This window comes from Erwinia sp. PME.40.26/001 (genome assembly GCF_055556675.1).
In genome coordinates this window covers 1,137,085-1,162,347 of sequence record NZ_JBVHNP010000001.1, presented here as the reverse complement: position 1 = coordinate 1,162,347, position 25,263 = coordinate 1,137,085, and the positions used below count along the sequence as shown (strand labels likewise).

Sequence of the window (25,263 nt, the reverse complement as noted above, 5' to 3'; positions counted from 1 at the left end):
TTAACCTGCGGTTTGCAGTGATAAGCCGATGCGGCGGTACAGATAAAGCGTTGCCAGTAAGGCACAGACGGCGGCAAAGCTCATCCAGTAGCCCGGTGAGGCCTTATCCCCGGTGTACTCAATCAGCGCGGTGGAGATGACCGGGGTAAATCCGCCAAACACGGCGGTGGCCAGACTGTAAGCCAGCGAGAAACCGGCCACCCGCACTTCCACTGGCATGATCTCCGTCAGCGCCGGGATCATAGCACCGTTATACAGGCCATAAAGGAAGGAGAGCCAGAGCAGCACCGCCAGCATCATCGAAAAACTGGGGGCCTGAGCAAGCAGGTGAAGCGCCGGATAGGCCGTGACCAGGGCCAGCAGCGCCATGGTCACCAGCACCGGTTTGCGGCCAAAGCGGTCTGACAGAGCGCCCCCTACCGGCAGCCAGAGGAAGTTCGATACTGCCACCAGCAGCGTGACCAGCAGGCTGTCCGGGGCGCTGAGCATCAGGACCTTCTTGCCGAAGGTGGGGGCATAAACAGTGATCAGATAGAACGCGGTGGTGGTCATGGCGACCATCAGCATTCCGGCTATTACCACCTGCCAGTTCGCTAACAGGGTGGTAAACACCTCGCGCATCGCCAGAGGGTTGCGGCGGCGGGTGAACTCTTCTGTCTCCTCCAGCTTACGGCGCAGTAAAAAGATAAAGGGCACAATCAGGCAGCCAAACAGGAAAGGCAGACGCCAGCCCCAATCGCGAATGGCACTCTCTTCCATCAGCATATTGAGGGCAAAGCCCATGGCCGCAGCGACCATAATCGCCACCTGCTGACTGCCGGATTGCCAGCTGGTGTAAAAGCCCTTACGGCCCGGCGTGGCAATTTCCGCCAGGTAGACGGAGACGCCCCCCAGCTCTGCGCCCGCCGAGAAGCCCTGCAGCAGGCGGCCCGCCAGCACCAGCAGTGGTGCCCAGAGCCCAATCGCCTGATAGGAAGGGATCAGCACAATCAGGAAGGTGCCTGCGGCCATAATCGACAGGGTGACAATCAGCCCTTTACGCCTGCCGACTTTATCGATGTAGGCACCCAGCACGATGGCACCAATCGGACGCATCAGAAAGCCTGCCCCAAAGACCGCGAAGGTCATCATTAATGAGGCAAATTCACTGCTGGCCGGAAAGAAGGTATGGGCAATGTAAGTGGCATAAAATCCGAACAGGAAAAAATCGAACTGCTCAAGAAAGTTGCCAGAAGTCACGCGCAGTATCGCGCTAATTCTTGCCCGGGTGGTCATAAGGGCGTGAGAGGAATGCATGGTTATCTCCAGTTTGTCGTTGACGCTTTTGCCGCGCCTGTTGCCGCAGACTGGATCAGAAAAATAAAGTAAATAAGCGCAATATAATCATCGACTGATGCGTCTGGCGCATCAATCGATGATTAACCTTCACGCGAGGTCAGCCGTAACAGCCCATTAACAGGGTTTACCTGGCTAACCCGTTTCATCACAGACGAAAACATTCATTACCGTTTTGTGACAAGGCGCATACGGGTAAAGCCGCGGATCGCGTACGGGAGAGCAGAAGGGCGGGCTGCCCGTCAGCGGGACGCTTACGCGATAATAATCTGGATGGCCGAGCAGCGATCGCCATTGGTCGGATGGAAGTCAACTGAACAGGCAGTGATAATCACCCAGAGATCGGCTTCAGCACGCAGCAATACATTTCCGCCAGGAGGATTGTCTGAGGCCAGCACCTCCAGCCGGCCATCTGGCTGCGGTTGCGAACGCTGGAACAGATTAACCGGGTCGGGAACGACAGGCAGGCTCAGGCTGGCGTTGCGCAGTGCGGCAAGAAAATTGTCGCGGCAGTTAGGATGATCAGTCAGGCCGGCACGCTGGTACAGGCCGGGGTTACAGGCCGGAAAAAGCATGTCATGGGGGCTGGGTGAGTTATCCTGGACCAGAGTGATCAGCGGTCTGGCCTGCTCGCTGTAAAAGGCTTCCCCAACGGCAGGAAATAAACGCTCGGTGATATCGCGTGTCTGAGAAGTACTGAGCCAGTCTGTTTCCTTATTACCGGTCGCGATTGCCCATAAGTCTGCCACCTGCTGCCCGTCGGGATCCACCACGCGAAACGTCTGGCCTTTTGCTACCTGAAATCCGCGACCTTCCTGTGGAGGGATGTCGATCTTCACCTGTTTGCTCACGGTATGATGTCCTCACTAATCATCTGGCATCATAGTGTAACCTGGTCGGCTCGCTGGGGGGACAATAACACCTGTCAGCCATGCCCGCTGGCCGGACGATGACAGATGACAGGTGAACGGGGTGGGACAAGCGTGACCTTCAGGTTTGCCCCGGGGCGCAAGGGAAAATGTCCCAGTTGCAGAGGATTGAGTGAAATACGCACGGGAATGCGCTTTAGCGTCTTGTCCCGGTCTGTTGCGCTTTTGGGCGCGGACAGACGCGGCAGTGGCTTATCCGGGGTCAACAGAATCTCTTCAATATGTCCGTCAAACACCACGCTGGCACCATAAACATCAGTGACAATCGATGCCCTTTGTCCGACCGTCAGTCCGCAACGGTGTGCCACACTGAAGTTGGCCATTATCCACATCTCACCGGCGGGCATCACCGTCATCAGAGGCTGGGCGGCAGTGACGCTCGCAGTATCATCAACATGGCGCTGGACAACATACCCGGCTACCGGGCTTCGTACCTGAGTGCGTAAAAGCGCCTGCTGCGCCTGCTGTCGTTCCTTCCTTGCCTGCGATATTTGCCGCTGATGAGCCGCATCTGCTGCCTGAAGCCGTTGCTGATTTTCACGGTATTTGCGGATAGCAACATCCAGGGCGTGTTTGGTGCTGTCGACGGCTTTGAGTGACTGTTGCAGATCGTGTTTTGCTATCACCCGCGCGCCTTTTGACAGGATCCGTCGGTGATACTCATTAAGTGCCTGCTGATAGGCCATCTGGGCTTTGAGTATACGGGTGTTATTCTGGTCAATGTTGACATAGCGGTCCTGATTTTTTTTTATTGTGTCCGACAATGTTTTCTCTGCCTGTCTGTACCGGTTCAGCGCGTCGGTGTTGTCCATACTCACCAGGATATCGCCATTGTTTACCCAGTCGTTGGAGGGTAGGTGGACGTGCGCCACCCGGCCACTGAGGGGGGCAGGTACGGTGATTTTGTTGCCGGTAATAGAAGCATCCCTGGTGCTGGGTATAGGGCAGTAGTTAAATTGCCCCCTGTTGGTGAAAAGAAAACACGAAATAAAAATAATCAGGCTGAAAAATAATCGTGTTTTATTTATTTTTTTGAGGGGCAACTGAATGCGATGTGTTTTTGCATTGTGCCGTTGTTTCATGAAAAATCTTATCCCGGCGGGCTATTGAATATAAAACCTCACGCGTTGCTTAGCTGGCCGTACAGAGCGAATTAAATGTCAGGCTTAAAATTTATCGAGTAAGATTAATCTTTAGTTCTGTTCAAATACAGGGGGTTTGTCGGAAGTTTTTGCAGGAGGCGTCCTACACATGAAGTCCAAAATACTATTTTAAATTAAAGCTGACTATTTCTTTTAACGCCAATGGCAATGGCTTTAGGGATGATATAGACTCAATATCAATCCGTTCCCGGAAAAGAAGAATGCTATAGCATGAGAAAAATAAATACGCTGAATGCTGTCATTGTTGACGATCACCCGCTGGCTCGCATGGCGATCAAAACACTGCTTGAAAGTGAAGGCATTTCTGTTGTCGGGGAAGCTGAAGATGGCGCGAAAGCGCTGTTACTGGTGGAGGAGCACTATCCGGACCTGGTCATCATTGATGTCGATATCCCGGTAATGAGTGGTATCGAAGTGGTAGAGAAACTCAGGAAGCAGGCTTTTAGCCGTATTATCATTGTGGTTTCTGCAAAAAATGATTTGTTCTATGGCAAACGCAGCGCGGATGCCGGTGCGAATGCGTTTATCAGTAAAAAAGAGGGAATGACGAATATTATCGCCGCCGTAAATGCCTCTCTCAATGGTTACAGTTATTTCCCATTGTCGCTGCACGCTTTTATGGGAAGCCTGTCTTCTGAGCAACAAATGTTACAATCTCTGTCGAGTCAGGAAATCAAAGTGATGCGCTATATTCTGAGCGGGGCAGAGAATATGAAAATTGCCTCTGATATGTGCCTGAGCAATAAAACAGTGAGTACGTATAAAAGTCGCTTAATGGAAAAATTGAATTGCAAGTCGTTGATGGAACTCTTCTCTTTTGCCCAGCGCAATAAAATTGGTTAAGGGCGTGAAAATCAGAGCGATCGGTTGCTTTATTATTCTTCTGTCGGTGTTATGTCCGGCACGGGCCGCCACGCCTCAACCGGAGACGCTAACGCTTGCCAGCGATTACGACGTTTATACGCCCGCGCTTCCCTTAAACCATTTCGACCTGTTATGGCTTGCCGCCAAACGCTCACTGACTATTGGGGTTTACGGTACCGAAACCCCACCGCTCAACATGAATACTTCCACGGGGCGTTACCGGGGAATGAATGCGGATTACCTGCTGCTGTTGGAAAAGTCACTGCAGGTCACGCTGTCCCTCAAACATTACGCTAATGAGGCAACAGCATTAACCGCGCTCCGGGATGGCAGCATCGACGCCATCCTCACGTCACCCGCTGGCGATGAGGCACTGAAACCGCCGTATCTGGCGTCATTACCGCTGGTCCGTGCCTTTCCGACGTTAGTGAGCCGTCAGTCCGATGTGATGAATCCTCTTTACAATGAGAAAGACGACGTCAGGGTGGCGATAAAGCGGGGATATCCCCCGGAACAGTTTATAAAACTGGCGTTCCCGAAAGCCAAAATCACTGCCTATGCTGATAATTATCTTGCGCTGGCCTCCGTCGCGAATAAGCAAAACGACTATTTCTTCGGTAATAACCTGACCTCCAGCTTTATTCTTACCCGTGATTTTTATCAGTCGCTGCAAATGGTGAAATTCTGGCGTGAACCTCAGACAGGTAACCACTTTGTCGTGCTGGATAATCAGCGGCAACTGCGGGGGATCCTCGACACCTTTATCAGTTCCCTGAGTGAACAGACACACAAACAGGTAGCACAATCCTGGGTCGATACCGGCAATGTGTCATTTTTAAATAAGGCGATGAAATTTACGCCACGGGAAGAACGCTGGATAGCCAGGCATCCCGTGTTGCAGGTGCTGATTAATCCGTATTATGCCCCGCTCAGTATGATGGATGACAACAATGAAATCAGAGGATTACTTGGCGATATCCTGAACCTGATCCAGATCCAGACCGGGTTAACATTCCAGCCGGTGATCGCGAATTCCAACAGCGACATGGTCGACCTTATGCGCAGGGGGGGCTGGGATCTGGTGCCGACGGCCACCTATAGCGTCGAGCGTGAAGAAGACATGCTGTTCACGCACCCCTTTATCGCCACTCCCTTTGTTTTAGTGACGCGCGCCAGCAGCGATGAGCCGGAGATGCTGATGCCCGGTTCCAGCGTGGCGATCCCCGCTTATCATCCGCTGAGTGAAAAACTCAAAAAGAAATACCCCGGCGTGACGTGGGTGATCGCCGAAAACACCAGTACCGCGCTGAGTAAACTGATGCTGGGAGAGGTGGATGCCGTAGTCTCTACCCAACTGGCTTCGCGGTTTATCATCGATCACTATTATCCTGAAAAAATGAGTTACACGCGGATCCCTGATGAGCCTTCAGCACAGATTGCTTTTGCTATTCCGCGCGGCTCGCTGGAACTACAAAGTATTCTTAATAAAGCGCTGGATGATATTCCACCGAAAGAAATTCTGAACGTCGCGGGAAAATGGGTTAAGGCACCGGATGTCAAAATCGGCACCTGGAATTTGTACAACCGGCCATTTTATCTGGTGGCCGGCCTGGCGGCCTTGCTGGTGATCAGCAGCCTGTTGTGGGGCGTCTACCTGCTGCGCGCCATCAGCCGGGGGAAAGCCTCTCAGGCCGCGTTAAGCTATCAGCTGATCTTGCGACAGACGCTTTCTAATGCCATCCCGGTGCCGGTTTACGTGATCACCCCCGAGGGAGAGCTGGAAAGTTTTAACAGCGCGTTTAACGAATTTTTTACCCCGACACTGCGTGATGCCCTGCGCTATTCCCTTTATGACCGGCGTAGTCCGCTGGCGGAAATATTCCCTGACGTTCAGCAGGACATCCAGCAGGGGCTGATCCCGGAGGAGGTGATCACCCACCAGATGATGCTGAACAACGGTGAAGAGGACCGGCTTATTCTGCACTGGCTCACCTCATGTCAGATGCCGGAAAACATGCCCGCCACGCTGATTTGCGGGTGGCAGGACATCACGGAATCACGGCAACTGATGAAAGCGTTGCAGGTGGAGAAAGATAAAGCTATCGATGCCAACCAGGCTAAAAGCCGGTTCCTGGCGGATATGAGCCATGAGATCCGCACGCCGGTCAGTTCCATTATGGGTTTCCTTGAGCTGTTAACCACGCATAAGCAGAGCCCTGAAGAAGCCAGAGAGGCGATTGATCTGGCCTACAGCACGGCGCAAACGTTGATTGGCCTGATTGGTGATGTCCTTGATATGGAAAAGATCGAGTCGGGTAACTTTATGCTGGTACCTGAATGGGTGGATCTCCGATCGCTTATCCACGCCACGGTGGCAAATTTTGAGGGGCTTGCACGCCAGAAAAACCTCCGGCTGACAACCGATTGCCGTCTGGAAGAGGGGAAGATGCTGTGGCTTGATCCTCAGGCGACGAAACAGGTCCTGGCTAATCTGATCAGCAACGGGGTGAAATTTACCTCAGAAGGTGCCATTGACGTGATAGCGCATACCCAGGCGGTGGGCGAGGAACGGGTGTTTCTTTCACTCAGCGTCAGGGATACCGGCGCGGGAATTAGCGAACAAGAGCAGCAGCAGCTGTTCAAGCCATTCCATCAGACCGCATTGGGTAAACGCAGTGCAGGATCAGGGCTCGGGCTGGTGATTTGTCGGGAGATAGTCGAGCGTATGTCCGGGCAAATCAATATTACCAGCCAGCCTGGTACGGGAACCACCATGACCGTCACCCTGATGACAGGCACTTCTGACAAGGCGCAGGGTGAGCCGCTGATGGCGCAGGAGGAGGTGGATCTTCCGGCGACGCTGCGCATCGTGATTGCCGAAGATAACCCGGTCAATCGCCTGCTGCTGCGCCGGCAGCTGGATACGCTGGGATATCACGTTGATGAAGCGGAAGACGGGGTGGAGGCACTGAATCTGATCAATTCACGTGAGTATGATTTGCTGATAACCGACCTTAATATGCCAGACATGGACGGGATCACGCTGACGAAAAGGGTTCGGGAAATCCATCAGCAGATCCTAATCTGGGGATTGACGGCTAATGCACAGACGGATGAAAAAGAGCGGTGCATGGCAGCAGGCATGAACCTGTGTCTGTTTAAACCCATCGACCTGCAGCAGTTAAAAGCCGCGCTCAGTGGTGCACATTTTCCCGCGAACCTTCTGATGCTGGAAGCGTTTGTGGATATGCCGACACTTGAGGCGCACAGCCTGGGCGATAAAAAACTGATGTGCCAGATGCTGGAACAATCGCGGGTGGAGAATGATAAGGATCTTACCGCCGCTATGCAGGCATTCGGACGACAGGAATGGACGTTACTGCAACACCATCTGCACCGCATCAACGGTACAATGCAGCTTCTTGGCGCGACGGAGTTACAGCGGCTGGCCGAGACGTTAGAAAATGCCCTGGCGAACGGAGAATACCACGTCATTCAGGAAGGTACTGAGCGGCTTAAACAGCAATTAACGGCGTTTAATGCCGCCATTAAACATTATTCCCATTCCACCGGACAGTAAGCTATGCTTTACCGGAGTTTTATTGTTCTCTGAGATGAGCTATAACATATTTTTTGTGTGCCGGTTCCATCTCAGGCTGGGTGTTAGTGGTTTGAAATAATCTACTGCCTACACGTGTAGTCTGAGCCTTTCATTGAAATAATCCCCCTCCCATATTTATCCTTCTTTAGTGTGTTTATTATACGCACATCAGTTGAGACAGACTGGTGTGCGTATTATCTCTGTCATAATGACATCTATTTAACGAAGGATTTTATAATGAAAAAAATTATCGCTCTTGCGCCTGTTGCTATTATTTTTGCGGTCGCGGGACAGGTTCAGGCTGCCACTCAGGCTGACGTTGAGCTGCAAGGGACAATTGTAGATACCACTTGCGAAGTTACCGCAAATAATGGTGCTGCAACCCTGAACGTCGGTTCTTTTGATAAAACTGATTTTGACACGCCGAAAAAGCAGGTTGGCAATGAGCCACTGCTGGTTACCCTGAAAAACTGTAGCGAAAATGAAGCCGGTGCGCTGCAGGTGAGCGGCATCGTGGGTGCAGGTAATGAAACACTCTTTATGAGTGATGTGGCACAGACCGCAGGCTTCATGTTAACCCGTGAAGACAACACCACGCCCGTGACCAACAATAACAGCATCCCTGTGGTTGCTGACGCGTCTGGTTCACTGAGTTATACCTTCAGCACCGGTATGGCGGTACTGGACAAAGCGAATGTTATGCCGGGTGCTTACCATGCGCCGATCAAAATCTCCTACATCAGCAACTAAGTGTAGGTTGCCCGTCACGGGGAATTAAGCGTTCAGAAAAGAGAGGTTCTGTACAACCTCTCTTTTCATTTTACTGGCAGAAAAGACAATGAAGTTATATCAAAAATGGGCGTTACTGATTAGCCTGATTATATTACAGGTGCCAGTGTCAATGGCGAATATCGCTGTTGGTGCATCACGTATTATTTACCTGGCATCGGAAAGTGGTAAGAGCATTGATATCAGCAACCGGTCTCATCGTCAACCTTATCTCATTAGCGTCGGCATTGATGACAGTCTGACGGCTAAGTCTGCAAGCAGTGTATTTATGCCAACGCCTGCGCTTTTTCGCATTGAACCCGATGCTGATAATAAAATTCGTATTCTGAAAAAGTCGGATGGTCTGCCGCAGGATCGGGAGTCGGTTTCTTATTTAACTATCACGGCCATTCCGACCGGGAAAGCTATTGACGATAGCAAGAAAAACAACGTCGGCGGTAACCTTCAGGTTGCTACCGGTAATACCGTGAAGCTGTTCTATCGCCCGGATAATTTACCGATCACCCAGAAAGAAGCGATGGGAAAACTGCAGTTTTCTCGCGAGGGTCAGTCCACCAGAGTGACAAACCCGACACCTTATTTTATCTCGCTCAACAAACTGACGATCGATGGCAAAAAGGTTCCGCTTGATGTGATCAAAGGCACCAGCATGATCGCGCCCTACGCTTCCCATCTCTATCCGGTGAGCGCCGTGCAGGGGAACGCGCAGTGGGTTGCCATTAACGATTTCGGCGGTACGGAGACCTTCCATGGCGCGCTTCATTGATTCGTTTTCGTCAGGCATCTTGCTGATGTTGTGCGGAATAACCGTCGGCCAGGCCATCGCAGCAACGACAGACTTTACCGCCACCGTGATGGATGGACACTGCCAGGTCGCGATCGACACGCCAACCCTGCGCTTCGATCGCCACAATATTACGGAATTCTCAGACGGGACTGCGCAAATTCTTCCGCTGGACGTGAGTGTGAACTGTGAAGGGATGAAAGGGCAGGAACCATCAATGACGGTGAGTGGTGAATCGTCCCAACTCACTGATACGCGGCTGTTCCGTGCGGGTAATTCATCGGCCAGCCACGTCGGTTTTATGCTGAAAAAAGGCACGCTGAACAATCTGAAAGATTTTTATAACGCGGCTGGAACGGTCGCGCCCGGCGATACGGTGGCGATCGCTCAGGACGATGGCGGCTCTGTTCAGCCCTTTTCTGTTGGCCTGGTGCGCAGCGCCGGCGATCCGCCGCTGACGGCGGGTGCAGTAAATGCCAGCATCACATTCGCCTTTATCTTTCCCTAACGCTTTTAACAGACAGACACAATGAAAAATCAAAACACATTATCAGAGCACTTCGTTGCCCTGAGGGGTTCGCTTTGCCTCTGCCTGCTGAGCCTGTCCACCGGGGCGATGGCCACGGACGTGCAGTTTACGGCGACATTTCAGGCACCTACCTGTCAGGTTTCAGCGCCGCCGGTAATTGATTTTGGTGCAGTGCAGTCTTCCGCCATCAGAAACGGGGACAGCCTGGCCGATCCGTTACCGCTGACGATCACCCTCACGCAATGCGCCGGGTTTGTCGGTGCGGTGCAAAAACCTGGCGTGAAGGTCTCTGGCGCAGGTAATACCGGTTCCGGCGACTTCCTGTTCCTGCAACCGGCAGCGTCCCAGGCCATTAATTACGGGGTACGGCTTGTCACCTCAACAGGGGACGTGGTGGATAACAACACGCTACTGCCGGTAGCCCTGGACCAAACCCATTTTGACGGGGGCAGCGTCAGCATTCCCCTTAAAGCGGCGCTCTCCTGTGGCAATAAATGCAGTGATACCGCCACCAGAAGCGGGGCGCTGAATGCCAGCGTGACCTTCGATTTTGCCTATCAGTAAGGGGTCGCTGTGCATTTTATTCCTCCATTTTTACGCCGGACCGGTCTGGTGATCGGGTTCATGATGTCGCTGATGCAGGATGTCTCCGCTGCAGAGGGAGGCGTCAGCCTCAGTCGTACACGGGTGATTTTCCTGTCCACCGACAGCACACAAACGCTGACGGTTCAAAACTACGGCTCCCGGCCCTATCTGCTGCAGTCGGCGGTAATCGGGTCACCGCAGGGCGGTGAAGCCGCACCCTTTATGACCACGCCACCGCTGTTCCGTCTGGAAGCGAACAGCAAAAACACGCTGCGCATTGTGCGCAAAGGGGACGCGGCGCTGCCTGCCGATCGCGAATCGGTGTTTTATTTCACCGCGATGGCTGTTCCGTCGATGACGCAATCCAGTGCGTCAGAAGATACCTCGCTGGCGGCGCGTGTATCAGTGGGTATTAAGAACACCATCAAGGTGTTTTATCGCCCGGTGGGTTTGCCACTGAGCGCGGAAGACGCGCAGGGGCGTCTGACGTTTCATCATCAGGACGGCAACGTTGTGGTGAACAATCCGACCCCTTACTTCCTGACACTCTCCCGTCTGGTGTTTGACGGCAGGGAGGTCGCTGCGCGCGCGATTGTGCCGATGATTGCGCCTTTCTCACAGGCCAGTTACCCGGTCAACGGGCCTGTGCGACAGGCACAGTGGAGTGTCATTAATGATTATGGGGGTAACAGTCCCTTGCACTCAGCGGCCGTACAACGCGGAGAAAAGCCATGAAGCCTTTGCTGATACTGCCTGTGTTGATCGCCGCGCTGACAGCGACGTCGCCGTGCCTCGCTGCACAGGCTCCGCCGGAGGGGCTGTCAGTGAATCAGTTCCGGCTGGTCTATCCGGGGGCGGATAACAAAGGCATCACCTGGTCACTGACCAACAATACCCCCAGGGCCTATCTGATGCAGTCATGGATACGCGCCGTTGATGTTAACACCGGCTTACCGGCGGCGGGGGACATCAGCGCACCGGCAAAGGCCATCCCGATGCTGGTGACGCCGCCGCTGAAACGTGTTGACCCTGGCGAGCAGCTGACGCTGCGGATCCGCCTCACCGACAGTTCACTGCCGCAGGACAGGGAGTCCATTTTTTACCTTTCGGTAAAAGGGATCCCGTCGGTGCCGGATAAAACCCGTCAGGCCGGGGGGCAACTGGTGGTGGCATTAGTGAACAACATGAAGCTGTTTTACCGACCGCAGGGATTGCCGGCTGGTGGCGTCACCAGGGCATCTGAACAGCTGGTTTTCAGCCTGCAAGGTGATGCACTGGTTGTCGATAATCCGACCCCTTTTTACATCAATTTCAGTCAGCTGAAAGTGGGGGATAAGCCACTGCCAGCCGCAGAGCTGCGCAAGCTGGTACCGCCAAAAGGCCAGCAACGTTATCCCGTCGCACGCGGTTCGCGAAGCGCGGTGGAATGGCAGGCGATCGGTGAAGACAGCCGGGCGACGCCAGTGCAGCGCCAGACATTTTAATGCCGGCTCAAACCGGCATGGCTAATCATTTATTGCAGAGCAGGGAACCACCTTGAGTAAGAAATTAACATCCTGTATAGGGACTGACGAAATCGCAGCCAGCAGCCGCGCCTTCCTGCGCAAGACGCTTGCGCTATTTATCGTCATCGGGGGCCAGAACGCGTGGGCCGCTGACTATTTTGATCCGGACCTGCTGATGCTGGGTGCCGGCACCTCTGATGTCGATCTTTCTGCGTTTTCACAGGCAGGCGGCATGGCGGAAGGGACATACCCGGTGACGATTTTTGTCAACCAGCACGAAGCGATATCCCGTGAGCTGACGTTTGCCAAAAATGCACGCGGCAATATCGCGCCAGCGCTGACCCCAGGGTTGCTGACTGAGCTGGGCGTTAACGTTGACCAGTTACCCGTATTCAAGGGATTAGCCAACGACAGGCCGGTAGAGGATTTGACCACACTGATCCCACAGTCGGCGGTGAAATTTGATTTATCACGCCTGCGCCTGGACGTGAGTATTCCGCAGGTGGCGATGCAGCCTGGCGCAGACAGCCAGATGGATCCGTCTCAGTGGGACGACGGTATCCCTGCCATGCTGCTTAACTATAACGTCAGTGCCGGTCGCAATGAGCAAAGGCTCAACAGCGATGCCCGTACCAGCAATAACCTGTTTGCCAACGTGCAGACCGGTGCCAACGCCGGTGCATGGCGTCTGCGCAGCACCCTGACGCACAGCCATTCTGACACCAGTAGCAGCAACAGCACGCGTTTTTCCAGCACCTACTTATCGCGTGATATTCGCGACTGGCGTTCACGTCTGACGATGGGGGAAGCCAATACCGGCAGCGATGTGCTGGACGGCGTGCCGTTCCGTGGGGTGCAACTGAATTCATCCGAACAGATGATGCCTTCACGGCTGCGGGGTTTCGCGCCGCTGATTAACGGCGTGGCGGGCAGCAACGCCCGCGTTACCGTGCGTCAGAATGGCTATGTTGTTTATGAAACCTACGTTGCGCCCGGGCCGTTCGAAATCAACGATCTTTATCAGGCAGGCACGTCTGGTGACCTTGACGTGGCAGTGACAGAAGCGGATGGCAGCGTGCACAGCTTCGTGGTGCCGTACTCCTCCCTGCCGGTGATGCTGCGTCCGGGGGCGGTGAAATATGAAGTGACTGCCGGCCGTTATGATGGTGGCACCACGCAAGGATCACGTGAATCAGCCTTTATGCTGGCGACGCTGGTTTACGGTTTACCGAAAAATCTGACGCTCTACGGCGGCCTGCTGACGTCGCAGAATTACAGTGCGCTGAGCATGGGGTCGGGCGTATCGCTGGGCGACCTGGGCGCGATGTCTGCCGATGCGACCTTTTCCAGCACCCGGACAGAGGATAACGAACGTCAGGCGGGCGGCTCCTGGCGCTTACGCTATGCCAAAAGCTTACTGACCACCGGAACCTCCTTTGATCTGACCGCGCTGCGTTACTCCACCCGGAATTATTACAGTTTTGGCGAGTACAACAGCATGGGCTATGCGCAAAAGGAGGAGGTTTCACCCTGGACAATGAGCCGGCGTCGGAGCAGCTTCCAGACCCAGGTCACTCAGCAGCTTGCCGAATACGGATCGCTCAGCCTGCGAGCCACTCGCGATGATTACTGGGGATCTACCAAAACGCTGACCAGTCTCTCATCTGGCTATAACGGCAGTGTTCGTGGCATCAGCTATGGCGTTTATTACACCGTCGACCGCATGAAAGGCAACGGCGACTGGCCGGAAAACCGGCAGGTTTCGTTCAACATGAGTGTGCCGTTCAGTATTTTCAGCTATTCGCCTGCGCTGCAAAACAGTTACGCCAACAGCCTGATCACGCACGACAATCACGGGCGTACCCAGAACCAGGCAGGGATTTCCGGCAGTAACAGCGACGGTGCGCTGTCATACAGCGCGATGCAGGGCTGGGGCAATCAGCATCAGGCCAGCAACAGCAACCTCAACCTGGGTTATCAGGGAAGTAAAGGGAACGTTTCTGCGGGTTACGGCTATTCAACAGCCATGCGCTCAATGAACCTCAACCTGAGCGGTGGCGCGGTGGTTCACTCTGAAGGTGTGACGCTGTCGCGCTCGCTGGGGAGTTCCGTGGCGCTGGTGAGCGCGCCGGGTGCGGAAGGGGTCAGCCTGTCCAGTGGTGGCGGTAAAACCGATGCCCGTGGTTTCGCCGTGGTGCCTTATCTGTCCGATTACAGCCGTAACAGTGTTGGCCTGGATCCGGGCACTTTACCGGACAACGTCGATTTGCCGCAGAACCAGCAGACGATATATCCAACGCATGGCGCGGTGGTGAAAACCGATTTTGCTACCCGGCTGGGTTATCAGGTGCTGATGACCCTGAAACGTAGCGGAGGATCGGCCCTGGTCCCGTTCGGCGCCACAGCCTCACTGCAGGGGAGCGCGGGTCATGAAGATATTACCGGCATCGTGGGTGACAACGGTCAGGTGTATCTGACCGGCCTGCCGCAAAAAGGTCAACTGTCCGTCTCCTGGGGCAAGGGCAGCGATAAGCAATGCCGCGTCATCTACGACCTCCGGGAACGCAAAACAACGGCACAGATGCCGGTTATCCAACTTAACGGCGAATGCCTCTGATATCAGGCCGCGCAGGGTTGTGCGGCGCTGATAAACACTTTTACGAAGGAGCTGTCATGACAGCAAAGATGTTAACTGCAACGCTGGCCCTGCTGTGGGGAGCGAACTGCAACGCACTGGAACTGAAAGCCGGTTATCAGGTTGTCAGTGAGGTGAGCAATATGACTCTGCCGTGGACCAGCGGCGACGTCGTGCCGGGCAACAAACCCGGCTGGAATTATTCACAAAACCTGGTGGCGTTTCTGGCGTCGGGTCTGGCAGGAACGGTGACGGTATCCGCCACGCCGCTGTCCAGCGCGGAATGCCAGTCTCTCTATCCGATGACATCTTACGACGGCTATCGTGGTTATGAAATTTCGCCGGGCATCCTTGTGATCCCGTTTGGCACACTAACCGGGCCGGTTAACGCGATTTCAGGCACGATGGGCTCGGCGATAAGTGGCGGCACATTTACCGCTAACGGGGGTGTGGATCTGAGCACCGTATCCTCGGCGACATGGGACAAATCCGGCACGGGGAGCGGGGACGTCAGTGTTCGCAGCGACTGTCTGGCTCTCGCCACCGTTTACAACCAGTCGTATGCCGTGGTCGAAATGAACACCAACGGGGGGTCAACGTCGGCGATGGGCTATGGCGTGTATGTCAAACCAGACGCGCCGAAAATGTCGATGAAAGACGTCTATGTCCAGGCCGCTCGTGGCTACCGCTGGAATCACCTGTCGTCAACGTTTGACCGCAGGACGTTGTCCCTGGCCTGGAACTCAATGCAGTGTACGGTGCATACTTCTCCTTCCATTTCATTCGGGGATGTGACGCCGGATGACCGTAACGTGACGGTGGGGTCATCGGTGGATGTGACGTGCCAAAACCCCTCCGGTACCGCGATGCCCGTTTCTTATTCGGTGTTGCCGAAAACCCAGGGCGGCGACCATTTCAGCATTCCTTTAATGTCGGAGCACGGTGCTGTGAGCGGAGACGTTCGGGGCTTCCTCGGAAATGCTGCCTTCTCAGAGGCAGGCTGTACAGACCGAAGTTCTTCACTCCCCATGGACGGTACCAGAGTCAGCCTGCACACGGTCACCACCGATACGACATGGTCTGACCCGCTGGTCTGGGTGTTGTGCCCGCGAAACACCGCTGAACCCGGCCCTGCGACAGCAGCGGTGACCCTTGACCTGAACTGGTAACAGGAAAGCGCTGGACAGGAGGTGAACAATGGCGGGTGTGAGGCGGGCGGTTGCGCACTAATCCGCCTCCATCCTCGTCTTAATATCAGGCAGGGGGACGTAAGATTATTATAAAAACGATTTGATAAAGGCAGTGCGTTAAGCAAATTATAAATAATACAGTGGTAAAAATGTGTTTAAGAATAGCACTACAGATATAGTCTCTGGCGGACATAAAAATAATACTAAGCTGCTAGTGTGGTTTTTTAGACTGTGTGAAAATTAAACCTATCGGAATAATAAACCTCTGGGTCTTTTAGTGTGTAACCACAATAAATGGAATTCTGATAGGTGATCAGGTGAAAATGACAGGCTAAAAGAGAATGAATATGGACTCATCAGATATCATTTTTTCTGCAGATAGTTACTTCAAGTCCGGTCTGAGCCCTTTGTTATCAGGGACGTTTGTGAACCAGGGCTATTGCGTCGTCGATGTTGAAACCACCACCTACCAGCAGGTGACAGATTGCCTCTTCCAGGGAGGGAAGGTGTTGGCGTTTATCTCCAATGACATGGATTATCATGCTTTAAAGCATCTTGAGAATGTGACGCTGATTGACAGGCACAGTCCGATAAATGAAGTGCTCTCCTGTTTAAGGATGGGGGCTTCACATTATCATTATCATGTTAAATTTAAACTTTCTGGTCGTGAAAATATTATTTTAGGCTATATGCAGAAAGGGGTGTCTTCAGAAGAAATAAGCCGGCGCCTGGGAATGAGTATGAAAAAATTTTATGCTTACCGCACCCGCATTATGAATAAAATGCAAATAACCAATCGTATTGTTTTATACAGGAATATCGCCAGACATAAAGCAACGAACTAGCGTCAGCAAAGGCATTAAAACAGCATAAAAATCAGCACTCAGCCTTGCCCGCGAACGGGGGCAAGGCGGTGTTGTTTTCCTTTTCCTGATTTACAACGTGTTTTTTATGATGCAGCCATCTTTCATGATCATCCGGAATGCCTGTTCGGGGTGAGCGATAAGGTCAATATCCTGCAGCGGATTGCCCGCAACAATAATCATGTCTGCCAGCGCATTCACTTCGATCACGCCCAGCTTACCCTGATAAGGGTTTCGCGGACCTGAGAGCGCGCAGAGTTCAGCGTTCACGCTGGTGGCCATTTTCAGGATCTCAGCGGGCGTATACCACCGTTTTAGCTTGGCTAACTGTGCGCCCTGGCGGGTAGCAAGATGGGCATCGAACAGCGTGTCGGTTCCCCAGGCTGTTTTGATCTGATATTTTTTTGCCAGACGATAGGCTGTATCCGTACCCGCAGACATGACCCGTTGCTTGGCGCGGGATGCCGGTGTGGCCATTGGCACCGCATCTTCATCATTCAGAAACGGTTGCAGACACCACCATATCTGCTGTCTGGCCATCTCCTGCACGGTCTCCTCATCCACTAACTGGCCGTGTTCAATACACCTGACGCCGCCTTTGATCGCCATGGTCACGGCCCGCGCCGTGTAGGCATGGACGGTCACGTAAGTTCCCCAATTTTCAGCCGCCGTCACTGCGGCCTGAATTTCTGCCACCGAACCTTCGGTCACATCAATACCGTCATACAGTGATGCCACGCCGCCACCCGCCATGTATTTGACCTGAGAGGCTCCGCGCATCAGCTGTTCCCGCGCACGCAACAGAACCTGATCGCTTCCGTCAGCGATGGCGGTAATGCCCACCCGTTCGATGTAGCTCAGCGTATCTGAAGGCGCGCGGGGGACTTCATGTAACATCCGGAAATCGCCGTGACCGCCTGTCTGGGAAATGAATGCGCCTGACGGATAAATGCGTGGTCCAGGCGTAACCTTTTCGTCAATCGCACGTTTGAGGCCAAATACCGGCCCGCCCATATCGCGCACTGTGGTAAACCCCCGCAGCAGCGTGGCCTGTGCCTCGGCAATGGCCAGTGCCTGAATGTAGTTAAAGTCAGCCGTCATTGCCGTCATCATTGACGGGCGCGCCATAATGGCGTGCCAGTGCGCGTCAATCAGGCCCGGCATCAGGACGCCCCCTGCACCATCAATGACCTCCGTCCCTTCACCCAGAGGCGAACCGGCAGGCTCAATCGACGTTATCTGGTTACCTTCGACAGTGACCTGCAGGTCATCCCGCAGCGAGTCAGACACGCCATCGAAAATACGGATGTTGATCAATGCCCGCCGGCCCGCCGCTGAACCGGTCGCTTCATCCGGTGGAGAGGGATGTGCGGGGAGAGCGGCAGCGGCCATTGCGGCAGATATGGGGGGCGCGTTCTGAGCATCCCGTGTCAGCACCGTATTGATGCGGTGAAAAGCCGGGCTGTGACACAGACAGGGCTCATCATGTTCATGTGCCGTATGAATCAACGAAACGGGTCGCATAACGCAACACTCCTCAACAGGGATGCACGAAGGAATAAATTCAGCGAATGACAGGTTTAGCCTCATCCGTGATGTAAAGGTCGAAAGGAAACTATAAAGCGACCTGTAAAAATATGCAGGAATAAATCTGATAAACGTGTTCAGGATCAGAGGCTAATTATTCATTGAAAATAACAAAAGGTATATCACTCAACGCCGGTTAATCATTATTCTTTGGGAAAATTATTTTATAAAAATAAAGGGGAGTGACATGACAAAGACAATGCCCGGCTCTTCAAGCCCCGGCCGGGGCTACTAATCAACGGGGAGCAGGTCACATGGCATAAACAAGGCGATTTGCTGAGTTGAGTAGTGCCCCATCATCTGAGCTGGGGCGGGGCAGATTTGTATTTATTGACAGTGCATAGCCACAAGCTAACCAGAAGCACGCGCCGAACCACGATCAGAAGCTATATGTCACCTTCAGGCTGCCAGTGGGCGACGTTTTTCGTTGAACAATAGGACTATTTCGCGCATCACCAGCCAACTGCGTAAAACCTGCTGCGGCAATGACGCTCCAGTCTTGATTAAGCTTGTGCGTCCAGTCCATATTCAGTGAATAAGCATAAATTCCCGACCTGGCATCATATCGGGTAAACCCCGATGCGGCCGACTGTGCTGCACTTACCCCGTAGTAAGTCTGCATGTACTTGCTGGTCCCCCAGCTACTGGTCAGCGCCAGCGTCACAGCGTTTTTCGATGACGTATAGAGCGGGCTGACAATGCTGAAATGCAGGGCCTCACCATTGCTTCGCTGAGAAACCGGCACCTCAGCCTGCAATTGCACATTAAGCCAGTCGGTCACCTCGTATCCCAGGCCAGGCAAACCGATAGCTGAGCCCTTAACATCACCCATACCTCGCAAGTCGTCGCTACCGTAGCTGAGCGAGTCGCTGTCCACGTCACGATCCTTTCTGCCTGCGCGATAACTCAGGGCAGCGCTGTAATCAAACTTGCCGATGTTGTTGCCGTAACCGATACCCCGCGTGGAGCTGACAAAAAAACCATTTTCCATAGCGTAATCAATCACCAGGGCCGTCGTGACCCGGCTTTCATCCGAACCAGAATAACGTGGCGCAACATCCACGCCTCCTCCCAGGGTCAACTCGTTGCCCTGGTTCTGTTCTGCAGCCAGTATGGGGGTTGCCAGTAACGCGAGGACCAATCCTGACAATAATTTTCCCAGGGGTTGCCCCGAGAGTGAAGGGAGGAACTTATGACTCAGTTCGATGTTTCTCATTAAGGAAGTCCTTGTGGGTTCAACTGACTACGATACAAGCGGTTTTAAACGCCAGAACGCTCAGTCTGAATGCTGACCCTGAAGTTCTTATGAGCCAAAAATGAAGAAACACTGAAGTACGTACCCGTTCTGCAAAGCTGATAGATTTACTGACACCGTTTATTTCTTCAGACGTTCTTCATTCACTGTTGATAAAGTAACTATTGTGAAAATTCTCCTCATCGAAGACGACATCGATCTGGGTAATGGCGTACGTATTGCCCTTACAGACCAGGGATTAGATGTCATATGGGTTCGCCGTAAAGTGGATGCTCTGCATCAACTCGATCTGTGCGTGCCAGAACTTGTATTGCTCGACCTCGGCCTGCCCGATGGTGATGGCATGAGCCTGATGACGCGTCTGCGTCAGCAGCTCAAGGGGATCCCCGTCATCATCCTGACTGCCCGGGGCACTCTGCAAGATCGCCTGACCGGGCTGGATGCCGGTGCAGATGACTATCTCGTCAAACCTTTTGTTCTCGCTGAGTTATTGGCCAGGGTGAGAGCACTTGTGCGGCGCAGTTACGGTTTTCAGAATGAGGTCATTGAGATTCGAGGACTGTCTCTCCATGTGCCGACTCGTCGCGTGACAGTGCGCGAAGGTCATGTTGATTTAACGGCAAGTGAATACGCGCTGCTTGAAACGTTAATGTTGCGTTCTGACCGTGTTCTGACCCGTCGTTTTCTGGAAGAAAGGATCTTCGGTGCAAAAGAAAATATGAGTAATGCGCTCGATGTCCATATGGGAAATTTGCGTCGCAAAATCGGTGACGGCTATGTGCGAACGGTGAGAGGGGTGGGGTTTGTCATTGACACCGTATCCCTTCAGAAGGGGGCCGGGTAATGCGTAATTTTTGGCGCTATCTGCGAGTTCCAACGCTCGTACGGCGAATGATGATTGCCCAGATGCTCTTACTCACGCTGCTGTGGTGTGTTTTTCTCACCTACATTTTATGGGACAACCTGCGCAGCCCTCCAATGCTATCAGGCAACAAAACCTATGAAACCATTCTGACACTGGTGGATCGTATGGCGGATCGCCCGCACGATCTCACCGCTGTGCTGGAAACGTTCAGCAAGGCATTACGGGAAGGCTATGGCGGAGGTGAAGACCCCAAAATGTCGATCAGCCTAATCGTCCGGAAGAATAAAGAGATCATTTATTCCTCTGCCGGCGCTCCATCAGGAGTGACAAACACCGCTTATGGGATGATTCAGCGTGTGCAGAGTAACGGCCGCACCTGGACTAGCCGTACTCTGAAGTCCGGGAACGCCGACACAGAGGTGACACTGCTCACTCCTGCTGGCGGTTGGAATTTCTTCATATATTTGAACTCGCGCGGATACTACATATTACCGCTGCTGGTCTGCATTCCTTTTCTTCTGTTTCCAGCGTGGCTGTCAATCCGTATTGCAATGCGTCCCTGGAACAAGGTGGCAAATGAAGTTTCCTTACGAACACCCGACGATCTTTCTCCCTTAAAAGCCGTGCCAAAGCACAAGGAGCTTCGCCAGATAGTGGACGCGATTAATATCTTCCTTGCCAGGGTACGAGAAAGCACTGAACGGGAACGGACTTTCATTGCCGATGCCGCTCACGAGTTGCGTACTCCCCTGGCTGCCATGCGAGTCAACGTTGAGGCTTTGCAGTCCGATGTCAGCAACGTCAGGCAACAGGAATTGCTTGCAGGGATTATTCGTAGCAACAGCCGTGCTGCTCGCCTCGTCAATCAGTTGCTGCTGCTGATGCACAGTGAAGCGCGCATTGACACTGTGATGGAGCCTGTGGCGCTGACGACGCTGATACAAGAGCGAATGGCTGAGTTGGCACCGCTGGCTGCAGAGAGCCGGGTTGAGCTTGAATTCTATTCTCATGATGAAGTCTGGATGACAGGTGTCAGGGAACGCCTGATGTCGCTGATCGACAACTTAATTGAAAATGCTGTGAAGTACAGCCCTGAGGGCGGGCGGGTTGAAGTAGAGGTACGATCGTTAGAAAAATCCATTCAATTGCGTATCTCAGATGCGGGGCCCGGGATCCTGGTTGAACTGAGGGAGCGGGTGTTCGACAGATTTTTTCGTGATCCCAATCAGATACAAAGCGGGAGTGGATTGGGGCTTGCCATAGTCAAAGCGGTTGCGCAGCAACATCACAGCAGTGTTTTACTCAGTACCTCTGCAGAAGGTGGGCTGATGGTGATTGTTGATATCCCCAATCACCATTCCGTCTGAAAGATTACGCAATATTAGTCCCAATCATGCTCAGGACATTGACCAGAATAATGGAGCATAAATTGAAATATTTAGCCCTGGCTACACTATTATTTTCTCTGTCACTTAGTGGATGCGCCATAACCGTCAGCGATTTGAAAAACAGCAAATCCTCCTTAGACGGCAGTTTCATTAGCAAGACGGGGTCCTCCGATACTTATCGAACCCTGAGGCACATGGCAAGGCAGTGTCTGGAATATGAGTCATATTCAGGAAACCCGGTCATCGTATTAAGCGAGTTTGACGGTGAGCGTAAAGAAGGTGAGATCACTCAAAAGCTGCTTTCAGAAGGACTGTTGATCAACAACATGCTCATTCAGATAGAAAGTGATGATGGTGATAAAGCTAAGATCAGCCTGTACACAACCAAAAATATCTTGAGTACGGGCATCAGGTCGCCAAAAGTGAGTGATATCAAGCGCTGGGCTGAGGGCGACAGAACGTGCTGACGCGACACTCTCGTACAACTCAGCAATACCGCGAAGCCTCCTGGCCTGAAAAGTAGCCATTGCCCTGAAATTAAATTTTCCCACGCGCCAATTACTGATTTTAAGGTTTAACAGTCATTTCAAGTAAACCTTTTTTCCCGATACCTTTCAGCAGGTCGATAACGTGACGGGTTTTCAGTTCTGTGACTATTTTTTATTACTTTTATGCCACTCCAGCGTCCCTGTTTTCAACATGGTCTCCGCCGAGCGTGAGCCACGTGCAGCGGCTCGAAGCGAGATGGTGTCCAAAGAGCTCTGACGGTCTGCTCTGTGCCAGGAGCGGACGTTCAAGTAAAAATAGAAAACAGCACTATCACAGGAGCTGTCCATAATACCAACGCTCTCCGGTGAACCATTCATCAGGATCCTCACTCCCATAATATTCGAGCGTAATACCCAGTTCCTGCACATTAGCGGGAAGAATGAGCCCCCACTCAGCAACCAGGCTGCGCTCTTTAATCAAAGCGGTGACACCATTTTTAGAACGGTCTTCAGTAATAAAGCTTTGGTAATAGTCTTCTGATCGATAGAGACAGATTTCGCTTGTAAACATATCCGGAAGGCATATAACCGCAGTAATCCGGGGGCTGTAATTCATACCAGCAGTTGCCGTTATAAGATTTGAACAAGCATTAATCATGGCCTGCGCGCAATCTGCTTTGGTTTTAAGTGTACTGTACTTACCCTGAACAAGATTAATCTCTACCGGAATTTTGAAGTTCCAGTAATGCTCATCCTCTGAAAACACGCTTCGTTGAGGGTTATGAAATGTATCAGCCCACCGGTTAAGAGCTTTCAAGCGGCGAGGAATATTTCTGACTTTGGTTCGATGATCTCTGTTAAGCCGTCTGCTCATGAGTATTTTAATTTTCACCCTTTCAAATGATTTAGGCTGTGTACAGCTAATCGTTAAGAACTAATATAACTCACCTTTCTCGATTTGAAACGCCTTATGGCCGCTCCTCGCTCACAGCGGACCGTGCCACGTTCGCAATGGCTGCTGTGTGCCAAAAACGGAGGTTTAAGCGTTCAGGGAAAACTAATCTCTTAGGAATTTTCCATCGTTTTATCTGGTCGCAAGCAATAATTTACATTTCAGATTTTTTAATTTTTTGAACACTGTCATGAGGAGTTCGTGGCCTTTTGCGAATTCACCTGTGAAAAATTGTCGAGCTGTCTAATCCCAGGGACCAGGCAGGTTGCTAAAGTTGCTATCACTACTGCTATCGCTGAAACCAGAAGCACATTACTACTACCATAATGAATTGCCAGCGGCCCAGCGACCAGTTCACCTAAGGGAATGGCCACAAACGAACCTACAGCGTCATAGGCGTACACGCGAGCCAATTTTTCCTGAGGAATATGAGTTTGTAGTGAATGAGCCCAGGAGACTCCGAATAGACCGAACGTTACGCCAGCAATAAAAAAAGCTGTAATAAGCCATGTTGCAGAAGCAGGTTGACTAAGCATAAAAATGGGCACTGAGCATAGTGCTACTAGCATTACACCAATGAAAAGATCGCGTCGTGGACGCCATCTTAGGGCGAAGAACGAACCTGTCATAAGGCCAACGCTTTGCGCAGCAACCATAATTCCCCAATTAGCTCGCCCAAAAGAATCATCAGCAATCACAGGGCCAAGTACCATCATTACGCCACTAAATGCTGCATTGATAATGGTGAATTGGACCACAATTGCCCATACCCAAGCTCGGCTTGTGAATTCGTCCCATCCTTCTTTTAAGTCCTGCAGGATATTACCTGATGGTAGGCATGCTTTGATTGATGTAATACGAATTAAGAAATAAAGCGGTGCAGAGGCAGCGAAACCTATCGCATCAATTGCCAGTCCCCAACCGGGTCCGACAAAACTGATTAGGATCCCACCAAGCGAAGTGCCGATAATCGTACCGCCATAAATACCAAGCTGAATTAAGGCATTCGCTGCTCGCAAATTCTGCACTGGAACAGTTTGGGGGACCAGCGCTGAGGATGCAGGTAACGCGATGCCAGCTGCTGCTCCATTCAACGTTCCTAGTAATGCCAGACTCATCACAGTTGCTGAACCGTCCAACACAGACCATGCGACAATAGCTTGCGAAACTGCCGCAATAACAGAAGAGGATACTAATACCTGGTTACGAGAGTAGCGGTCCGCTAATACGCCCCCGATCAACAAGAATAAAACGTTAAAGATGGAGCGGGACGCAACAACGAGACCTAAATCAGATACCGATCCGCCAATATCAAGCACTGCGAACGCTAATGCAATCGGTGCAATACCATTGCCCAGAACGGTAAGAAGGCGAGCAGCAAACAGATAACGAAAAGGACTGAAGTGAAAAACGCTAACTTTTTTAGTAAATGTTTTCATTATGAAAATGGCTTCTGGATAAGAGGATTTATTTTAGAACGCCTGTATTTTGCTAATACTTTAGCATGATCTGATAGTTACACTGCATTATGTCGTTTAGGTAAGCAGAGAAAAAACTTCCGCTCCTCACTCCTCAAGGACATTGGCCTGCATGTCAGTCCGCCTCGTGCCAAGAGCTGACTTCGCGAACATCACGACACGTTAAGGAAAGATATCTAAAATCACGTGGCCGGGTTTTACGGGATGTCTACAAAGCACTGAAGAACGACAAAAGCTATATTTTCAAGGCCGCCAGTGCAGCGTCCAAAGCGCATCGTTATGTGATGGATAAAATCTGAGTCTGTTAGCGATTCACTAATCACACAAAGCAAAAAGCCCGCTCAGGTTTCCCTGAGCGGGCTTTTCTAAATTTGGCTCCTCTGACTGGACTCGAACCAGTGACATACGGATTAACAGTCCGCCGTTCTACCGACTGAACTACAGAGGAATCGTGTGAACGGGGCGCATGTTAACGGCG

Annotated in this window: 21 protein-coding genes, 1 tRNA gene and 2 pseudogenes; 15 read left to right on the top strand and 9 right to left on the bottom strand. The window is 52.3% G+C overall.

Translation table 11 applies throughout. The features are described from left to right. The 3 genes from tcuC to ACZ3HG_RS05670 all read right to left on the bottom strand — a co-directional run bounded on the left by tcuC (position 1) and on the right by ACZ3HG_RS05670 (position 3,346). Positions 1-1,296, bottom strand: a complete 1,296-nt coding sequence (gene tcuC / locus ACZ3HG_RS05680) for a tricarballylate/proton symporter TcuC (RefSeq protein ID WP_465332198.1) — start codon at positions 1,294-1,296, stop codon at positions 1-3. Positions 1,297-1,589: 293 nt separating this feature from the next. Continuing rightward, a complete protein-coding gene (locus tag ACZ3HG_RS05675) occupies positions 1,590-2,186 on the bottom strand; it encodes a DUF1989 domain-containing protein (protein WP_199771305.1) in 597 nt (198 codons plus the stop codon). A gap of 74 nt (positions 2,187-2,260) precedes the next feature. Continuing rightward, complete coding sequence (locus ACZ3HG_RS05670; protein ID WP_465332196.1) at positions 2,261-3,346, bottom strand: hypothetical protein; 1,086 nt, start codon at positions 3,344-3,346, stop codon at positions 2,261-2,263. A 309-nt stretch (positions 3,347-3,655) separates the two neighbouring features. On the opposite strand from ACZ3HG_RS05670, the gene evgA reads away from it, so the two are divergent. The 11 genes from evgA (at position 3,656) to ACZ3HG_RS05615 (ending at position 16,754) form a co-directional block, all read left to right on the top strand. Beyond that, a complete protein-coding gene (gene evgA, locus ACZ3HG_RS05665) occupies positions 3,656-4,270 on the top strand; it encodes an acid-sensing system DNA-binding response regulator EvgA (RefSeq protein WP_191933120.1) in 615 nt (204 codons plus the stop codon). A gap of 4 nt (positions 4,271-4,274) precedes the next feature. Further along, positions 4,275-7,871 carry a response regulator gene (locus tag ACZ3HG_RS05660; protein WP_465332194.1) on the top strand — a complete coding sequence of 1,199 codons (3,597 nt, stop codon included), beginning with the start codon at positions 4,275-4,277 and terminating at the stop codon, positions 7,869-7,871. Between the two features lie 258 nt (positions 7,872-8,129). Then, positions 8,130-8,642, top strand: coding sequence for a fimbrial protein (locus ACZ3HG_RS05655; RefSeq protein WP_465332192.1), 513 nt, complete (start codon positions 8,130-8,132; stop codon positions 8,640-8,642). A gap of 151 nt (positions 8,643-8,793) precedes the next feature. Beyond that, positions 8,794-9,447, top strand: a complete 654-nt coding sequence (locus tag ACZ3HG_RS05650; RefSeq protein WP_465332190.1) for a fimbrial biogenesis chaperone — start codon at positions 8,794-8,796, stop codon at positions 9,445-9,447. Beyond that, positions 9,431-9,973: a fimbrial protein gene (locus tag ACZ3HG_RS05645; protein WP_465332188.1), complete on the top strand. Its 543-nt coding sequence runs from the start codon at positions 9,431-9,433 to the stop codon at positions 9,971-9,973. The genes ACZ3HG_RS05650 and ACZ3HG_RS05645 overlap by 17 nt, the downstream gene beginning before the upstream one ends. Before the next feature lie 21 nt (positions 9,974-9,994). Beyond that, positions 9,995-10,558, top strand: coding sequence for a fimbrial protein (locus tag ACZ3HG_RS05640; protein ID WP_191932788.1), 564 nt, complete (start codon positions 9,995-9,997; stop codon positions 10,556-10,558). 9 nt (positions 10,559-10,567) lie between these two features. Next, the gene (locus tag ACZ3HG_RS05635; RefSeq protein WP_191932787.1) at positions 10,568-11,314 is read left to right on the top strand and encodes a fimbria/pilus periplasmic chaperone; all 747 of its coding nucleotides are present in this window, start codon (positions 10,568-10,570) and stop codon (positions 11,312-11,314) included. Continuing rightward, the gene (locus tag ACZ3HG_RS05630; protein WP_465332185.1) at positions 11,311-12,063 is read left to right on the top strand and encodes a fimbrial biogenesis chaperone; all 753 of its coding nucleotides are present in this window, start codon (positions 11,311-11,313) and stop codon (positions 12,061-12,063) included. Before ACZ3HG_RS05635 ends, ACZ3HG_RS05630 begins: the two co-directional genes overlap by 4 nt. A gap of 52 nt (positions 12,064-12,115) precedes the next feature. Further along, positions 12,116-14,701, top strand: coding sequence for a fimbria/pilus outer membrane usher protein (locus ACZ3HG_RS05625; protein WP_465332183.1), 2,586 nt, complete (start codon positions 12,116-12,118; stop codon positions 14,699-14,701). 56 nt (positions 14,702-14,757) lie between these two features. Beyond that, positions 14,758-15,888, top strand: a complete 1,131-nt coding sequence (locus ACZ3HG_RS05620) for a hypothetical protein (protein ID WP_465332181.1) — start codon at positions 14,758-14,760, stop codon at positions 15,886-15,888. 362 nt (positions 15,889-16,250) lie between these two features. Continuing rightward, positions 16,251-16,754, top strand: coding sequence for a helix-turn-helix domain-containing protein (locus ACZ3HG_RS05615; protein ID WP_465332179.1), 504 nt, complete (start codon positions 16,251-16,253; stop codon positions 16,752-16,754). A 90-nt stretch (positions 16,755-16,844) separates the two neighbouring features. Here ACZ3HG_RS05615 and ACZ3HG_RS05610 read toward each other — a convergent pair whose 3' ends face one another. Both ACZ3HG_RS05610 and ACZ3HG_RS05605 read right to left on the bottom strand, forming a co-directional pair. After that, positions 16,845-18,296, bottom strand: a complete 1,452-nt coding sequence (locus ACZ3HG_RS05610) for a metal-dependent hydrolase family protein (protein ID WP_191936513.1) — start codon at positions 18,294-18,296, stop codon at positions 16,845-16,847. A 442-nt stretch (positions 18,297-18,738) separates the two neighbouring features. Further along, positions 18,739-19,575 (bottom strand): MipA/OmpV family protein, encoded by an 837-nt coding sequence (locus ACZ3HG_RS05605; RefSeq protein WP_465332177.1) that lies wholly within the window; start codon positions 19,573-19,575, stop codon positions 18,739-18,741. 205 nt (positions 19,576-19,780) lie between these two features. Here ACZ3HG_RS05605 and ACZ3HG_RS05600 point away from each other — a divergent pair, with 205 nt between their 5' ends. From ACZ3HG_RS05600 to ACZ3HG_RS05590, 3 genes are read left to right on the top strand one after another with little or no spacing between them, the layout of a single operon-like run. Next, entirely contained in the window at positions 19,781-20,458 is a 678-nt protein-coding gene (locus ACZ3HG_RS05600) for a response regulator (RefSeq protein WP_465332175.1), read from the top strand. Further along, positions 20,458-21,846 carry a sensor histidine kinase gene (locus ACZ3HG_RS05595; protein WP_222682160.1) on the top strand — a complete coding sequence of 463 codons (1,389 nt, stop codon included), beginning with the start codon at positions 20,458-20,460 and terminating at the stop codon, positions 21,844-21,846. The genes ACZ3HG_RS05600 and ACZ3HG_RS05595 overlap by 1 nt, the downstream gene beginning before the upstream one ends. Before the next feature lie 50 nt (positions 21,847-21,896). Beyond that, complete coding sequence (locus tag ACZ3HG_RS05590; protein ID WP_191932779.1) at positions 21,897-22,334, top strand: hypothetical protein; 438 nt, start codon at positions 21,897-21,899, stop codon at positions 22,332-22,334. Between the two features lie 115 nt (positions 22,335-22,449). Here ACZ3HG_RS05590 and ACZ3HG_RS05585 read toward each other — a convergent pair. The 3 genes and pseudogenes from ACZ3HG_RS05585 to ACZ3HG_RS05575 all read right to left on the bottom strand — a co-directional run. Further along, a pseudogene (locus ACZ3HG_RS05585) lies at positions 22,450-22,604 on the bottom strand (integrase); the annotation flags it as partial. A gap of 82 nt (positions 22,605-22,686) precedes the next feature. Then, positions 22,687-23,229 carry a DUF3916 domain-containing protein gene (locus tag ACZ3HG_RS05580; RefSeq protein ID WP_465332173.1) on the bottom strand — a complete coding sequence of 181 codons (543 nt, stop codon included), beginning with the start codon at positions 23,227-23,229 and terminating at the stop codon, positions 22,687-22,689. 266 nt (positions 23,230-23,495) lie between these two features. Further along, a complete protein-coding gene (locus ACZ3HG_RS05575) occupies positions 23,496-24,746 on the bottom strand; it encodes an MFS transporter (RefSeq protein WP_465332171.1) in 1,251 nt (416 codons plus the stop codon). 248 nt (positions 24,747-24,994) lie between these two features. On the opposite strand from ACZ3HG_RS05575, the pseudogene ACZ3HG_RS05570 reads away from it, so the two are divergent. After that, a pseudogene (locus tag ACZ3HG_RS05570) lies at positions 24,995-25,084 on the top strand (hypothetical protein); the annotation flags it as partial. Between the two features lie 73 nt (positions 25,085-25,157). Here the strand turns inward: ACZ3HG_RS05570 and ACZ3HG_RS05565 are convergent. Then, positions 25,158-25,233, bottom strand: a tRNA-Asn gene (locus ACZ3HG_RS05565). Positions 25,234-25,263: the final 30 nt, after the last annotated feature.

Coding starts and splice junctions, on each gene's coding strand:
- tcuC (WP_465332198.1), bottom strand. CDS start 1,296: ATGCATTCCTCTCACGCCCTTATGACCACCCGGGCAAGAATTAGCGCG.
- ACZ3HG_RS05670 (WP_465332196.1), bottom strand. CDS start 3,346: ATGAAACAACGGCACAATGCAAAAACACATCGCATTCAGTTGCCCCTC.
- ACZ3HG_RS05655 (WP_465332192.1), top strand. CDS start 8,130: ATGAAAAAAATTATCGCTCTTGCGCCTGTTGCTATTATTTTTGCGGTC.
- ACZ3HG_RS05650 (WP_465332190.1), top strand. CDS start 8,794: ATGGCGAATATCGCTGTTGGTGCATCACGTATTATTTACCTGGCATCG.
- ACZ3HG_RS05645 (WP_465332188.1), top strand. CDS start 9,431: ATGGCGCGCTTCATTGATTCGTTTTCGTCAGGCATCTTGCTGATGTTG.
- ACZ3HG_RS05640 (WP_191932788.1), top strand. CDS start 9,995: ATGAAAAATCAAAACACATTATCAGAGCACTTCGTTGCCCTGAGGGGT.
- ACZ3HG_RS05630 (WP_465332185.1), top strand. CDS start 11,311: ATGAAGCCTTTGCTGATACTGCCTGTGTTGATCGCCGCGCTGACAGCG.
- ACZ3HG_RS05620 (WP_465332181.1), top strand. CDS start 14,758: ATGACAGCAAAGATGTTAACTGCAACGCTGGCCCTGCTGTGGGGAGCG.
- ACZ3HG_RS05615 (WP_465332179.1), top strand. CDS start 16,251: ATGAATATGGACTCATCAGATATCATTTTTTCTGCAGATAGTTACTTC.
- ACZ3HG_RS05610 (WP_191936513.1), bottom strand. CDS start 18,296: ATGCGACCCGTTTCGTTGATTCATACGGCACATGAACATGATGAGCCC.
- ACZ3HG_RS05605 (WP_465332177.1), bottom strand. CDS start 19,575: ATGAGAAACATCGAACTGAGTCATAAGTTCCTCCCTTCACTCTCGGGG.
- ACZ3HG_RS05595 (WP_222682160.1), top strand. CDS start 20,458: ATGCGTAATTTTTGGCGCTATCTGCGAGTTCCAACGCTCGTACGGCGA.
- ACZ3HG_RS05590 (WP_191932779.1), top strand. CDS start 21,897: ATGGAGCATAAATTGAAATATTTAGCCCTGGCTACACTATTATTTTCT.
- ACZ3HG_RS05580 (WP_465332173.1), bottom strand. CDS start 23,229: ATGAGCAGACGGCTTAACAGAGATCATCGAACCAAAGTCAGAAATATT.
- ACZ3HG_RS05575 (WP_465332171.1), bottom strand. CDS start 24,746: ATGAAAACATTTACTAAAAAAGTTAGCGTTTTTCACTTCAGTCCTTTT.